10 protein-coding genes are annotated in these 15,140 nt (G+C 67.6%); 4 read left to right on the top strand and 6 right to left on the bottom strand.

Annotation, left to right across the window (positions count from 1 at the left end):
• Positions 1-43 precede the first annotated feature (43 nt).
• Positions 44-907, bottom strand: coding sequence for a protease modulator HflC (hflC, locus tag AC5P60_RS19560; RefSeq protein ID WP_005414169.1), 864 nt, complete (start codon positions 905-907; stop codon positions 44-46).
• Entirely contained in the window at positions 904-2,037 is a 1,134-nt protein-coding gene (hflK, locus tag AC5P60_RS19555; RefSeq protein WP_483693746.1) for an FtsH protease activity modulator HflK, read from the bottom strand. Before hflK ends, hflC begins: the two co-directional genes overlap by 4 nt.
• A gap of 153 nt (positions 2,038-2,190) precedes the next feature.
• Between hflK and AC5P60_RS19550 the strand changes: the two genes are divergently transcribed.
• Both AC5P60_RS19550 and pilH read left to right on the top strand, forming a co-directional pair.
• Positions 2,191-3,186: a YhdH/YhfP family quinone oxidoreductase gene (locus tag AC5P60_RS19550; RefSeq protein WP_005410643.1), complete on the top strand. Its 996-nt coding sequence runs from the start codon at positions 2,191-2,193 to the stop codon at positions 3,184-3,186.
• 88 nt (positions 3,187-3,274) lie between these two features.
• Entirely contained in the window at positions 3,275-3,646 is a 372-nt protein-coding gene (pilH, locus tag AC5P60_RS19545) for a twitching motility response regulator PilH (protein ID WP_005410644.1), read from the top strand.
• Between the two features lie 88 nt (positions 3,647-3,734).
• On the opposite strand, the gene AC5P60_RS19540 is transcribed toward pilH, so the two are convergent.
• Positions 3,735-4,628, bottom strand: coding sequence for a DnaJ C-terminal domain-containing protein (locus AC5P60_RS19540; RefSeq protein WP_005410645.1), 894 nt, complete (start codon positions 4,626-4,628; stop codon positions 3,735-3,737).
• 260 nt (positions 4,629-4,888) lie between these two features.
• Here AC5P60_RS19540 and AC5P60_RS19535 point away from each other — a divergent pair, with 260 nt between their 5' ends.
• Together AC5P60_RS19535 and AC5P60_RS19530 are read left to right on the top strand one after the other, a co-directional pair.
• Positions 4,889-5,371 carry a peroxiredoxin gene (locus tag AC5P60_RS19535; protein WP_005410646.1) on the top strand — a complete coding sequence of 161 codons (483 nt, stop codon included), beginning with the start codon at positions 4,889-4,891 and terminating at the stop codon, positions 5,369-5,371.
• Between the two features lie 29 nt (positions 5,372-5,400).
• Positions 5,401-5,976 (top strand): ferritin-like domain-containing protein, encoded by a 576-nt coding sequence (locus AC5P60_RS19530; protein ID WP_495201809.1) that lies wholly within the window; start codon positions 5,401-5,403, stop codon positions 5,974-5,976.
• A gap of 72 nt (positions 5,977-6,048) precedes the next feature.
• On the opposite strand, the gene pbpC is transcribed toward AC5P60_RS19530, so the two are convergent.
• From pbpC to AC5P60_RS19515, 3 genes are all read right to left on the bottom strand, one after another.
• Positions 6,049-8,430 (bottom strand): penicillin-binding protein 1C, encoded by a 2,382-nt coding sequence (gene pbpC, locus AC5P60_RS19525; protein WP_483693744.1) that lies wholly within the window; start codon positions 8,428-8,430, stop codon positions 6,049-6,051.
• 64 nt (positions 8,431-8,494) lie between these two features.
• Positions 8,495-13,402 carry an alpha-2-macroglobulin family protein gene (locus AC5P60_RS19520; protein WP_483693743.1) on the bottom strand — a complete coding sequence of 1,636 codons (4,908 nt, stop codon included), beginning with the start codon at positions 13,400-13,402 and terminating at the stop codon, positions 8,495-8,497.
• Between the two features lie 163 nt (positions 13,403-13,565).
• Positions 13,566-15,026, bottom strand: a complete 1,461-nt coding sequence (locus tag AC5P60_RS19515) for a bifunctional 2-methylcitrate dehydratase/aconitate hydratase (protein WP_495201808.1) — start codon at positions 15,024-15,026, stop codon at positions 13,566-13,568.
• Positions 15,027-15,140: the final 114 nt, after the last annotated feature.

Below are 15,140 nucleotides of genomic sequence, written 5' to 3'. Positions count from 1 at the left end.
GCCCGGCATATGGCCGGGCCCCGTGGGGTACTGCCCTGCGACCTCAGCGGTCGTTCTTCAGGTACTGCAGGAACGGGTCGTTCTTGTCGAGCACGATCACACCGTTGCCGTCGGTCATGGAGCCACGGTAGGCCTCCAGGCTGCGGTAGAACGCATAGAACGACGGATCGGCCGAGCCGGCCTTGCCGTAGATGCGGGCCGCCTCGGCATCGCCTTCACCGCGCAGGCGCTGGGCATCACGCTCGGCCTCGGCGATCAGCACGGTGCTGTCACGGTCGGCCTGGGCGCGGATGGTCAGCGACTGCTCCTCGCCCTCCGCGCGCAGCTTTGCGGCTTCCTGCTTGCGCTGGGCACGCATGCGCTCGTACACATCGTTGATCACCTGGCTGTCGGTCGGCAGGTCCACCTGCTTGATGCGCAGGTCGATCATCTGCATGCCCAGGCCGGCCACCGCCTCGTTGATCCCCTTCAGCTGCTCGGCGATCAGCTCGCTGCGGTCGCCGGAGACCAGCTGCTGCAGGGTGCGCGAGTTGATCTGGTTGCGCAGCGAGTCGGTGATGATCGGTGCCAGGCGGGCGTTGGCGATGCGCGGATCGCCGCCGGTGGCACGGAAGTAGTCACCCACGTTGGAGATGTAGCCGATGGCGAAGAAGTCGACGCTGACGTCCTTCTGCTCGGCGGTGAAGTAGCGCGCCGGTGCGGTGTCGAGCACCTGGAAGCGGCGGTCGAAGACCTTCACCGTTTCCACCACCGGCACCTTGAAGTGCAGGCCCGGCTTGATGTCCGAACGCACCACCTTGCCCAGGTTCAGCACCATGGCGGTCTGGTCCTCACGGACCACGTACACCGAGCCGAGCAGGCCCAGCACCACCGCCACGATCACGGCGATCCAGATAGGACTCTTCATCGGCTGCCCTCCTCACGGCCGCTCGGTCGCCCGGTCGGGCGGCCCACCGGCCGGCCCGGATCACGGGAAGCTTCCGTCGCTGCACCCGGCAGCGACGGCATCACCACGTCCGGGTTGGCCACTGCGGCCGGAGCCGACGTGCTCGGACGGGTATCGCCGGTCATCGGCACGTAGATCAGCTGGCGGCCATCGCCACCGATCACCTTGCGGTTCTCGCTCAGTACCTGCTGCACGGTCTCCAGCCACAGGCGCTTGCGGGTCACTTCCGGGGCGTCCTTGTACTGGGCCTGCAACAGGCTGAAGCGCTGCGCGTCACCCTCGGCCTTGGACACCACGGCCTGCTTGTAGCCTTCAGCGGTGGTACGGGCGCGCGAGGCCTGGCCCCGGGCTTCCGGCACGACCTTGGCGGCGTAGGCCTGGGCTTCGTTGATCAGGCGTTCCTTGACCTGCTGGGCACCGTTGACCTCGTCGAAAGCCGGCTTCACTTCTTCCGGCGGACGGGCATCCTGCAGGGTCAGGCCAGTCACGGTCAGGCCGGTCTTGAACGCCTTCAGCAGCGCCTGCAGGCGCTCCTCGGCGGCCACGGCCAGCGGGCCACGGTTGTTCAGCACGGCGTTGAGATCGGCGCGGCCGACTTCCTCGCGTACGGCGCTCTGCGCCGACTGCTCCAGCACCTGGTTGGCATCGACGGTGCCGAACAGGTACTGCTGCGGGTCGTCGATGCGGTACTGGACGTTCAGCGAGACGTTGACGATGTTCTCGTCGCGGGTCAGCACCGGCACCTGGATCGAGAACGTCTTGATCTCGGTGGCGTTGACCTTGTTGACCGATTCGATCGGCCACGGCAGCTTGAAGTTCGGGCCGGGCTGCAGGATGCGCGAGAACTGGCCGAAGCGCAGCACCACGCCACGCTGCTGTTCGCCGATCAGCTGGAAGCTGGAGAACAGCACCAGCAGCACCACGGCTGCCACCACCCAACGCACGATGCCGCCGTCGAACAGGTCCTTCAGCGGCCCGGGCAAACCGCCCCAGCCACCACCATTGCCACCGCCGCGTGACCCGAACGGCCCGCGTCGATTGTCCTCGGGGCCTTGTCCGCCCTTGTTGCCGCCGGGTGTATTCCAGGCCATGCACGCTCCATCAAGATTTGGGCTGCGGCGCGGGCCCTTCCCGCACCGCCAGCCGTGAAACCATCACCGATCATACAAGATGGGGCGGATCGGCAGGATCGAAAGGGGGGCAACGGGGTAAGGTGGCGTTTTCCTCGAAGTCAGGCAACGCCGATGGCCCCCACCACCCCGTTCACCGCCTTCCGCATCGAAAACGACGACGCCGGCTACCGCAGCGGCCTGGTCCGGCTCGGGGTCGACGACCTCAACCCCGGCCAAGTGCTGATCCGCGCCCACTGGTCCTCGGTCAACTACAAGGACGCGCTGGCCGGTACTGGAAAAGGGAAGATCCTGCGCCGCTTCCCGCTGGTGGGCGGCATCGATGTGGCCGGCACCGTGGTCGCCAGCACCGACCCGGACTGGCGTGAAGGCGACGCGGTGCTGGCCACCGGCTGCGGCCTCAGCGAGACCCGCGACGGCGGCTACAGCCAGTACGTGCGGCTGGAATCGCGCGCGGTGATCGCCCAGCCGGCCGGGCTGACCCCACGCGAGGCGATGGTGCTGGGCACCGCCGGCTTCACTGCGGCGCTGGCCCTGCTGCGCATGCAGGACAACCGCCAGACCCCGGAACTCGGCCCGCTGGCGGTCACCGGTGCCAGCGGCGGTGTCGGTGCGCTGGCGCTGTCCATCTTCAGCCGTGCCGGCTACAGCGTGCACGCGGTCAGCGGCAAGCCGGACCAGGCAGGATTCCTGCGCAGCATCGGCGCCACCGAGGTACTGCCGCGCGACGCGCTGGCCGACACCGGCGCGCTGCAGTCGGCCCGCTTCGGGGGTGGCCTCGATAATGCCGGAGGCGACATGCTGGCCAGCCTGCTGGCGCAGACCGTGCCCTACGGCAGCGTGGTCAGTGCCGGCCTGGCAGCCAGTCCGACGCTGGACATGACGGTGATGCCGTTCATCCTGCGCGGTGTCTCGCTGCTGGGCGTGTCCTCGGCCAATGCGCCACGCGGACTGCGTGAGGAAGTGTGGTCGCGGCTGGGGAGTGACTGGAAGCCGCAGCACCTGGACCGCATCTGCACCGCCGAAGTCGGCCTCGATGGCCTTCCTGCCGTGTTCGAACGGATGCTGGCGGGCGGTTCGCTGGGTCGCACCGTGGTGCGGATCGACTGAACGTCGCAGGCAGGCGACGGACGGCAGACGTGGCCCTCCCGCCGGTAATGGGCCCGCACTACACTGCGGGCATTACATGGGGAACAACATGGCACGCATTCTGATCGTCGACGACTCACCGTCGCAGCTGTTGGGGATACAGCGCATCGTCGAGAAGCTCGGGCACCAGATCCTGACCGCCACCGATGGCGCCGCCGGGGTCGAAACCGCCAAGGCCGAGCTGCCCGACCTGGTCCTGATGGACGTGGTGATGCCCAACCTCAACGGCTTCCAGGCCACCCGTACCCTCGCCCGCGACGAGGCGACCCGGCATATCCCGGTGATCCTGGTGACCACCAAGGACCAGGACACCGACCGCATGTGGGGCATGCGCCAGGGCGCCAAGGCCTACATCACCAAGCCGTTCTCGGAGGACGAGCTGTCCGAGGTGCTGGAGCGCGTGTTCGCGGGCCAGGGCTGAGACGCGCGCGGTAGTGCCGGCCGCTGGCCGGCAACCACGCATCACCGTCCAGGGCAATGAAGTTGCCGGCCAGCGGCCGGCACTACCTTCAAATGGTCTCGCCGAACGCCTTGGCCAGATTGCGGTACGCCTTCTTCTGCGCCTCATCGGTCGCAGCCGGGGCCACGATCTCGATCTCGACGATCTGGTCGCCATCCGGGTTGCCCGGCAGGCCGCGCCCGCGCAGGCGCAGCTTGCGACCGGCATCGGAATCGGCCGGAATCTTCAGTTCCACCGCGCCGCCCAGGGTCGGCACGCTGATGCTGGTGCCCAGCGCGGCCTGCCACGGCGTGAGCGGCAGCGTATAGAGGATGTTGCGGCCATCGACCTCGAACTGCGGGTGGGCGGCGTATTCCACTTCCAGCAGCAGGTTGCCGCCATGGTTGCCCTGCCCTGCCAGGCGGATCACCTGGCCCGGGCGGATGCCCTTGGGCACGCGCACGTCCAGCTGCTTGCCGTTGACGGTGATGCGCAGGCTGTCGCCGCTGTAGGCCGCTTCCAGTGGCACCGACAACTTGGCGCGGGTATCGCGGTTGGGCGCATGGCCCTGGCTGCTGAAGCCCGGACCGGCCCCCGCGCCCGCTCCACCGCGCTGGCGCGCGAACAGGCTTTCGAAGAAGTCGCTGAAGCCGCCGTTGGGGCCGCCGCCACCGAACACTTCCTCGAAATTGAAACCACCGGCGCCGCCGTAGTTCGGCGGCACGTTGAACTCCTCGCCCGGGCGATAGCCCTGCGCGCGCAGCTGGTCGTAGGCCGCGCGCTTTTCCGGATCACGCAGCGCCTCGTAGGCCTCGTTGACCGCCTTGAACTTGTCTTCGGCCCCAGCCTCCTTGCTGACGTCCGGGTGGTACTTGCGTGCCAGCCGGCGGTAGGCGGTCTTGATCTCCGCCTCGCCCGCGCTCGGTTCCACCCCCAGGGTGGCGTAGTAATCCTTGAATTCCATCCAGCTACCTCGATTCGCTTCGGCCGCGCCGGTGGCGCCGCCCCGGGTTCATTCTACGCGCCTGCGAGGCTACGCCGCCCCTCGTGCGGCCCCGGTGAGGCCGACTGATCCTGCGCAATGCGGCTGCCATCCCCGTGCGCCACGCTGTGGCTGGAAGCCCCTGCCACAACGCCGGAAGATGGGGCCTGCACACCGGGTTTCCAATGTCTTGACGCCCCTGTCCCATCCGGCCCACTAGCCTCCCCCAGCAAGGAGTTCCCATGACCATCCATGTCGGCGACCGCATTCCGGAAGTGACCCTCAAGCGCATCCGCGAGGGCATTGAAACGCTTGATACGCATTCGTTGTTCGATGCGCGCAAGGTGGTGCTGTTCGCCGTGCCCGGCGCGTTCACCCCGACCTGCTCGGCACGTCACCTTCCCGGCTACGTCGAAAAGTTCGAGGCCTTCCGCCAGCGCGGCATCGACGTCTACTGCATGGCCGTCAACGACCCGTTCGTGATGAAGGCCTGGGCCGCCGACCAGAGCGTGCCCGACGGCCTTCTGATGCTGTCCGACGGCAATGCCGAGCTGACCCGCGCCCTGGGTCTGGAGCTTGATGCGAGCGCGTCGGGCATGGGAATCCGCTCGCGTCGTTTTGCCCTGTACGTCGACGACGGCGTAGTTCGAGAGGCCTGGGTTGAACAGCCCGGCCAGTTCGAAGTGTCTTCGGCCGAGTACGTGCTGGAGCATCTCCCCACCTGATTCCCCACCGCAGAAGGAAACGGCCAGCCATGTCCAGCAAGCCAGCCAAAGCCAGCAAGCCCGCCGCGAACGTTCCTGGCATCAGCGATCGCGCAACCCTGCGCGAGCGCGCCCGGCGCAACCTCGAAGACGGGGCGATCAGAGACAGCTACAGCGCTGACCGCGAGGTGGTGATCAAGCTGCTCAACGACGCACTGGCCACCGAGTACGTCTGCGTTCTGCGCTACTTCCGGCACTACTTCATGGCCAAGGGCATGCTGGCCGACGCGGTCAAGGCTGAGTTCCTCGAGCATGCACAGCAGGAGCAGGCGCATGCCGGCAAGCTGGCCGAGCGCATCGTCCAGCTGGGCGGCGAGCCCGACCTCAATCCGGATACGCTGACCGCGCGTTCGCACGCCGAATACAAGGAAGGCAGCGACCTGCGCGACATGGTGCGCGAGAACCTGGTGGCCGAGCGCATCGCCATCGACAGCTATCGCGAGATGATCAACTTCATCGGTGACCGCGATACCACCACCAAGCGCATCCTTGAAGAGATCCTGGCGCAGGAAGAAGAGCACGCCGACGAGTTCGCCGACCTGCTGGATGGGTGGATCGGGGAATAGCGGCCCCGCATACGCCTTGGCAGATGCCCACCTTGGTGGGCGCATTCATCGCGTGCCAACCAAGGTTGGCACCTACCGCAGCACGTTGAACCTTACCTGTGTCCACGCGCCATCTGCCGCCAGCGCGGTCAAGGTGTGCGCGCCCGGCTCGGCGAACTCGCGCTGCATCAGCTGCGCACCGCGCGTCTGTGCGATCCAGCGTCCATCGAGCAACCAGTCCACCGCCTGCTCGCTGCCCAGCGCGCGCAGCTGCAGGCGTACGCCATGTTCCGAATTCGGCGCGCGCGCCAGCGTGGCGCCATCGTTGAGCCCATCGATGTGCAGCGCAACGCTGGCCTCGCGGCCATCATCACGGCAGTCCGGCGACAGCGCTGGCAGCTGCGAGGCCTCGCGCGTGGCCCTGGGCAGCCACGGTGACAACAACGCCGGCCAACGCGCGATCTCACGCGCGACTTCCTCATGCGGCAAACGGCAATCAGCGGATACACGCAGACCAGTCCGCGCGTCGGCCAGATAGCGCTGCCGCCCCGGTTGCCAGCGCCGCGCCTCGCGCTCGGGGAAGGTCGGTGGTGCCGCGCCCTCCAGCAGATAGGCCGGCATCCGCCGCTGGCACAGTGCCGCCGGCAGCCCTTCGGCACGTTCGCCGGTGGGCCAGCAGACATCCTCCTGGCTGACACTGGCCGGCATTGGTGCGGCCGCAGAATCACCACGCTGGCGCGGCAGGCTGTCCACCACTTCAAACATCAGCGGCAGCGCAGTGACCGCGCCGTACTGGCCCGGTAATGGTGTGCCGTCCGGCCGGCCCACCCATACGCCCACGGTGTAGTGGCGGGTACTACCGATGGCCCACGCATCGCGGTACCCGTAACTGGTGCCGGTCTTCCACGCCACGCGCGGGCGGCCACCGACATCGAACGTACCGACGCTGTACCCCGGGCGCGGGTTCGATTCCAGCATCTCGCGCACTATCCAGCTGGCACCTGGCGAGGCCAGACGCCGCTCGATCATCGGCTCGTCGTCGGTGTAACGCACGCGGCCGGCGATGCCGTTGCGGTTGAGCGCAGCGAACGCACCAACCAGGTCTTCCAACCGCGCGCCGGTGCCGCCCAGGATCAGCGACAGGTTGGGCGAGCTGCCCGGTGGGAAGCGCAGCTGGATGCCGGAGTGCGACAGGCGTGCGGCGAAGCGCGCCGCGCCGACCCGCTGCAGCAGGTCCACCGAGGGCACGTTGAGGGACAGCCGCAGTGCGCTGGAGGCACCAATCGGCCCGTTGAAGGCCATGTCGAAGTTGCCGGGCCGGTAGCTGCCGAAACTCTGCGGCGCATCGACCAGCAGGCTTTCCGAATGGATCAGGCCATCGTCCAGCGCCATCGCATACAGGAACGGCTTGAGCGTGGAACCCGGCGAACGCCAGGCCTGCACCATGTCCACGTGGCCAAGGCGCTGGCGGTCACCGAACGCCAGCGTGCCGACATAGGCGCGTGCCTGCAGGGTCTGGTTGTCGACCACCAGCAGCGCCGCTGAGGTGCGCTCGGGCAGCGTCGAGAAATAGCTGGCCACGCGTTCTTCCAGCGTGCGCTGCAGGCCGATGTCGATGCTGCTCTGGATGCGTGCCTGGCCCGGATGCGCCGAGTGCAGGCGCTGCGCCAGCAGTGCGGCGTGCAGCGGCGGTCGCAGCGAGCGCGCCACCACGTTCTCGATGCGCGCGTCTTCCACTTCGTCCGCCGTCCACACGCCCAGCTCGTTCATGCGTGACAGCACCTTGTCACGCGCCTTCTGCGCCGCTTCCGGATGACGGTCCGGGCGCAGCCGGCTCGGCGCCTGCGGCAGCACCGCCAGCAACGCGGCCTCGGCATGCGACAGCTGCGCCGCCGGCTTGCCCAGGTAGGCCCAGCTGGCCGCTTCCACCCCCTCGATGGTGCCGCCGTAGGGCGCGCGCTCCAGATACAGGGCCAGGATCTGCTGCTTGCTCAGATGCACTTCCAGCTGCACCGCGCGCAGCATCTGCTTGAGCTTGCCCCACGGCGTGCGCGTATGCGGATCGAGGATGCGGGCGACCTGCATGGTCAGGGTCGAGCCACCGGAAACGATGCGGCCGCCGCGCAGCAGCTGGCCGCTGGCACGCAGGATCGCCAGCGGGTTGATGCCCGGATGGCGCCAGAACCAGCGGTCTTCGTAGGTCAGCAACGCCTGCAGGTACAGCGGCGAGACGCTGTTGATCGAAGCCGGGTAGCGCCACACGCCCTCGGCATCGGCAAATGCACGCAGCGGCGTGCCGTCGGCAGCCACCACCAGGGTGCTGGTATCGCGCTGTTTCGGCAGTGGCGGCGGGAAAGCGAAGTCCAGCACCAGCAGCAGCGCCAGCGTGGCGGCCGTACCCCAGCGCAGCCACGGCCACAGCGGCTGCAGCCGGCGGCGCAGGGCCGCCAGCCGGGTCGTCATCGTGTTCGTCATTGCAGCGTGCCGCATTGGAGCTTGCCAGCTGGACGGGCCGCGCCGTCGCGGCCCGTCCGCGCGGTCACGGCTGTACCACCGTGATCGTGGTCGGGTTGCTGCGGCCGACGCCGCGCAGCTGCGGCCGGTACATGTCCTCCACCAGCGGCGGCGGCACCGAGTAGGTACCCGGGGTCACCGCGCGCACCAGGTAGAAGACGTTGGCCTTGCTGCCACGCGAGAGCTTCAGCGCGGCCACGTAGCGGTCGTCGCGGAATTCCTCGTGCTTGGTATCGGCCGCTTCACCCCGGTCGCTGATGGTGATGCCATCGACCACCACGTCGGCCCACTGCTTGGCATCGCCCAGGTTGAAGTTCTCGATCTCCAGGCCGGCCGGCAGCAGGTCGGTCAGCAGTGCATCGGGCATCGTGGTGTCGGCAGTGACGGTGACGCGCACGATCAGGGCTTCGCCTTCCTTCAGCGGCCGCGGCGACCACGGCTTGCCATCGGTGCCGTAGTAGCTGCGCTCGACGCCCAGCACGCTGTTGTCCGGTGCCGGTGCGCTGCGCGGGATGCCAGCCACGTCGATGCTGGCGAACATCGGCGGCTGGCCCTGCGGGGTGAAGCGCACGCCGCTGGCGAGTTCATTTGCACTGAAGTTGCGGCCGAACAGCTTGCGTTCGCCGATGGCTTCGGTGTTGCCACCGATCACCAGTTCACCGGCCACCAGCGCCTTCTGGTTGGCAGCAAGCGCCTTGCCAAGGCGGGCAATCGCTACCTGTTCCTGCGTGCTCAGCCACATCCAGCCGGCATTGCGGCGCGCATCCAGGCCGCGGCCGAGGTCAACCGCACGTGCATCCCAGGCCGGCTTGGCCAGCTTGTTTTCGTGGGTCAGCGCGATCATCAGCGCGTCATCACGGATCGCACTGCCGTAGTCGCCGAAGTACGACGGGCGTTCGCTGCTGGACTTGGCGAAGGCCGCGGCCAGCGCCGCCTGGCCACGCTTGGCATCACCCTGCAGCGACAGCGCCACGCCCAGGTGGACCAGCGACAGGCCGCCGACCGCCTTGCTGCGCTCGTTGTCGTACAGCGTGCGCAGGGTACCCAGCGGCGCACGGTTGACCCTGGCCAGCACGTAGCCCGAATACGCCTGGTTGGCGAACTTCAGCTTCTCGCGGTCGTCCTGGCCATAGAACTGGTTGCCACCGGACAGCAGATCCTCGCTGAGGCGGTTGAGTGCCTTCTGCAGCACGTTGTCGGGCACGGCGAAGCCGGCGTCCTTGGCATCGAGCAGGAACTCGGTGATGTACGGGGTCAGCCACGGGTTCACGTAGCCGTCGTCACCCCACATCGAGAAGTTGCCATTGGCCACCTGCATCGACGCCAGGCGGCCAAACGCACCTTCCATGCGCTCGCGACGGGTCTTGGCATCCAGCCCGTCGGCACCGAGCATCGACGATGTCGCCTGGTCCAGGATCAGCGCGGCGTAGCCCTTGCTGGTGGTCTGCTCGGCACAGCCATACGGGTAGTTCAATGCGCCCTGCAGCGCACTGGCGAACGGGACCGGCGGCAGCGGGCTGACCAGCAGGCGCGCATTCACCGACTCGGCCATCAGGCCATCGGTCAGGCTGTTGTCGAGGCTGACCGCGGCCAACGGATCAAGCGTGCGCACCTGCGAACGCAGCACCTGCGGCCACGCCGCACGCACCGGCAGGTCGTAACGGCGATCGGCCTTGAAGCCGTTGCCGTCCACCCGCACCCGCACCTTGGCCACGCTGTGGCCCTCGCGTGCCGAAAGCGGGAAGCTCAACGTGGTCTTGGCGTCGGCATTCAAATGCACGCTGCGGCTGCCCTCGCCCAGGTTCAGCGGGCCCTCGCTTTCCACCTTCACGTTGAACTGGCCCGGCTTGCCGGTGAAGTTCTGCACATCCAAGGTCACGGTGCTGCGGTCGCCCGGGGCGAGCACGCGCGGCATGCTGGCTTCAGCCAGGATCGGCGCGCGCACCACGGTTTCCACGTCGCGCTTGCCGTACTGGTCATCGCTGTAGACCAGTGCCGACACCCGCAGGGTACCGTTGAAGTCCGGCACCTTCAGGCGGATGCGGGCGATGCCCTTGGCATCGAGCTGCACCGGGCCAGAGAACAGGTCCACGGTCTGCACGCGCGCGGTCGGGCGCTTGGCCTGCGGCAACGCCTGCAGCGCCATGTCGCCACCGAACTTCAGCTTGCCGGCACCGCCGTCAAAGCTCTCGATCACCCGGCTGTAGATGTCGTAGGCATCGATGCCGAGGCGACGCTGGGCGAAGAAGTGCGCACCGGCATCGGGCACCGGGAAGCGGGTGATGTTGAGGATGCCCACGTCCACCGCCGAGACCGTGACGTGCGCCATTTTGCCGGCCAGCTGCGGTGCGCTGACCGTCACCGGCAGGTCCTGTTCCGGTCGCATCTGCTTGGGCGCTGCCAGGCCGACGGCCACGGTGCGCCCCTTGCGGTCCATCGGTACGTGCACCACGCCCACCGCACGGGCCGGGGTGATCTTGCTCGGCGCACTGCCGCCGCGGAACACCAGCGCGGTGATGTAGACGTCGTGGCGCTCCCAGTCAGCGGTGACCGGAATCTTGAAGGTCGAACCCGGCTTGGCGTCGATGTCCTGCACGTACAGCATGCGGTCGGTCTCGACCATCAGGATGCCCTTGCCGGCGTGCGGCGGGGTCACCGTCACCTCTAGCGTGTCGCCTGCCTTGTAGCCGGTCTTGTCCAGGCCCAGCTTGATCTTGTCAGGGCGCGCGTCCAGGCCGCGGTTGTCATCACCCCAGCTCCAGCCGGCGCGGAACGGGTAACGGCTGGTCAGGCCGGTGGACGGGTCGAACACGTCCACCCGGTACTCGCCCCACTCCACCGGGAAATCGAAGGCGACCGCACTGCTGCCGGCATCGACGGTGCGGGTTTCCTTATTCTCGAAACGGCGGGTGAAATCGTAGTCCCAGCGGTTGTCGTTGAAAGTCCAGTGGTAGTCGCGCAGCTCGCGCACCAGGGTGATCTTCAGCCCCTTGGCCGGCTGCGGCGTACCAGCAGCATCCACGCGCATCAATTCGAAGCGCGCGTTGCCGTTGGAATCGGCACCGTCCTCCGGGTTGAACAGCGGGCGTACACCGACCAGGGCGTTGGCCGGCCACATCACCCGCTTCAGGGTACGGGTGACCGTGCGGCCACCGGTTTCATACAGGCTGCCGGACAGCACTACGGCAATCGGCGCCTTGGCCTTGGCTGCCTCTTCCGGCAACACGACGTCCTCACGCAGCTGGCCGTTGCCCGGCAGCGTGGTATCGATCACGTCCTTGGCCTCGCGCGGCAGCTGCAGGGTCGGGTCACCGAAGAAATAGCCCGGCAGGCCTTCCACCGGCTTCTGCTCGGCGGCCACCGCCATGCGCGCGGTGAAGCGGTTGCCATCGGCCGGCGCGCCATACAGATAGGCGCCATTGGCCTGCAGGCGCAGGTCCTCACCCGGCTTCAGCGTCTTCTGCGCGCTGTCCAGGTCCAGCTTCATGCGCTCGGGCAGGAACTCCTCGATGCGCAGGGTCATGCCCTGGATCGCTTCCTTGCTGGCCGGGTCGGTGCGGAACTCGACCTGCCAGCGCCCGGTCGGCGCCTCGGCGGGAATGACCTGCTCGAAGTTGATGTAGCCCTGGTCGCCCGGCTGCAGGCGGGTCTCGCGGAAAGTCTTGCCGTCGGGCTGCTTCAGCCGCAGGAATACCGGCTGCGCCTTGACCGGCTTGCCGTCGTTGTCGCGCAGCAGGGCGGACAGGCGCACGGTCTCGCCCGGGCGGTACAGGTCGCGGCCGGACCAGGCGTAGACGTCGAACCACGCATTGTCACGGCCGGCCACGGCGAATTCGCTCAGATCCAGCGCCGGCTGGTTGAACGGCAGGAAGCTGGTGTCCTTGCCGGTGCTGGCGACCAGCACGTGGGTGGCATCAAGGGTGTAGTTCAACAGCGCGTTGCCATTGCCGTCGGTGCTGCCCTTCAGCACCACCTCGCCCTTGGCATCGAGCACGCGCAGGTCGATGCCCTTCAGCGGCGCGCCGTCCTTGAGGCCGGCGGTATGGACGAACAGCTTGTCCTTGTAGGCGCGGGTATGCAGGCCGATGTCGCTGACCGAGAAGAACGCGGTATCGAACTCGCCTTCGTAGTCACCGGTGCGCTTGAGCAGGGCGAAGTACAGGCCCGGCTCCTGCAGTTCCTTGATGTCCTGGGTCGGCAGGTAGGTCAGCACCCGCTCGTTCTTCTTGCCCCCCAGGATGAAGCGGTTGACGTAGACCGGCTCTGCCAGCTTGTTGATCGGGCTGCGCTCGTAGTCGCTGCTCAGCTCCCAGCTGCCACGGCGGCCGCCGCGCTGGTACTGGCTGAAGAAGGTCGGCAGGTCCTTCTCGCGCACGCGCAGGAACTCGACATCGACCTCCGGCACGTTCACCGAGACCACCGGCAGGCCGCGGCTGTCCTTGGCCGGCAGCACGCTGCCCTGCGAGGCGAAGCCGACCACCGGTTTCAGCTCGCCGCTGAACACCTTCTGTTTCAGCTCCTTGCCCAGGCGGCTGCCATCGGCGGCCAGCAGGTCCGGCGAGACCACCAGGCTGAACTCCTTGCCGGCCTCGACGAACGGGTAGCGCAGGGTCAGGCCGTCATCGGACAGCGTCCAGCTGCTGTCGTCGGTGCCGACCTTCTCTTCGAAGCGCACCAGCTTGTCGAAATCCTGGGTACCGACCAGCGGGCGCGAGAACTCCAGCGCCAGCGACAGGCCGTCATTCTTCTGGTCCGGGTAGGCACGCAGCAGGGTGAATTCCTTCACCTGCTCGGCCTTGGTGGTGATGGCTTCACCGCTGGCCTTGGGCAGCTGCCCGCTGTCATTGCGGCAGCCGGCCAGGCCCAGCAACAGGCCTCCTGCCAGTACCGCCGCCGCCCATCCCCACCGCTTCCGCCGTGCCGGACCGCTCATGTCGTCACTCCTTGATCGAGGCGGCCATTATAGGCAGGCCGCGTCAAGGTGTTGACGCGATTTCGGCAATTGCCCCAAGTGTGGGTAGTGCCGGCCGCTGGCCGGCAACCGGCATGGCAGGTTGGATGGAATTGCCGGCCAGCGGCCGGCACTACCGATCGCCCTAGCCCGGCAGGTACAGGTCCACGTAGTCGGTCACCGGCATTGCCGCCAGCGCCACCGGGTCCAGCGATGCGGCCAGGATGCGCTGCTGCTGGCTGGTCGGGAAGCGGTGGGCCAGGTGCCGGCGGAACTTGTCCATCAGCAGCGGAATGCCTTCCTCGCGACGGCGCGCGTGGCCCAGCGGGTACTCCACCGGTACCTCGGGCAGCTCGGTGCCATCGGTGAAGCGCACGCTCAGGCCGTTGGCGATGCTGCGCTTGTCCGGGTCCAGGTAATCGGCGCTGAGCTGCGGGTCTTCATGGCAGGCCATCTTCGCGCGCAGTGCGTCGATGCGCGGGTCGGCGGCAACGTCGTCCTCGTAATCCTCGGCCGTCAACCGCCCGTGCAGCAGCGCGATGGCGACCATGTACTGCACGCAGTGGTCGCGGTCGGCCGGGTTATGCAGTGGGCCCTGCTTGTCGATGATGCGGATGCAGGCTTCCTGGGTCCGGATCGCGATGTGCGCGATGTCCTCGACCCGCCGCCCCATCGCACGCAACTGCTGGTGCAGCATGACCGCGGCCTCCACTGCGGTCTGGCCGTGGAACTCGGCCGGGTAGCTGATCTTGAACAGCACGTTCTCCATCACATAGCTGCCCAGCGGTCGCCCCAGCGTCAGTGCCTGACCGCGCATGGACACGGCCTCGAAGCCCCAGGTTGGCGCGCTGAGCACGCTGGGATAGCCCATCTCACCACTGGCCGCCATCAAGGCCAGGCGCACGCCACGGCTGGTCGCATCGCCGGCCGCCCAGCTCTTGCGCGAGCCGGTGTTGGGTGCGTGCCGGTAGGTGCGCAGCGCTTGGCCATCGACCCAGGCCAGCGACAGCGCATTGAGCATGCGCTCGCGGTCCAGCCCGAGCAGTTGGGCGACCACGGCAGTGGTGGCCACCTTGACCAGCACCACGTGGTCCAGCCCGACCCGGTTGAAGGAGTTCTGCAGCGCCAGCACGCCCTGGATCTCATGCGCCTTGATCATCGCCAGCAGCACGTCGTGCACGGTCGGCGGCGGACGACGCAGAGCCTGCGCGTTGCGCCCCAGCCAGTCGCAAACAGCCAAGATGCCGCCGAGATTGTCGGAAGGATGGCCCCACTCGGCAGCCAGCCAGGTGTCGTTGAAATCCAGCCAGCGCACCATTGCGCCGAGATTGAAGGCGGCCTGCACCGGGTCCAGCACGTAGTGCGTGCCCGGCACGCGCGCGCCGTTGACCACGCTGATGCCCGGCACCAGTGGACCGAGCAGCTTGCTGCAGGCCGGGAAAGAAAGTGCCTCCAGTCCACACCCAAGCGTATCGAGCAGGCAGTGGTGCGCGGTCTGGAACGCCAGCGGTGAGTCGGTGCGTGCGTCGCGCACGTAATCGACGATGTCCACCAGCAGCGCATCCCACGCTGCACGCTCGTTGGATGGGGTGTGGCTGTCGGACATCTTCGATCTCCTCGTTGCGGTGCACGGTTGCCCGTGCACCATGCCAACCAAGGTTGGCATCTACCAAAGCAATCGATCTCTGCGGCCCGGTAGTCGCCAACCTTGGTTGGCGTT

The organism is Stenotrophomonas sp. YJH_SMC_120 (assembly GCF_059368675.1).
The sequence above is the reverse complement of the archived record's forward strand: the minus strand, read 5'-3'. Positions and strand labels throughout refer to the sequence as shown.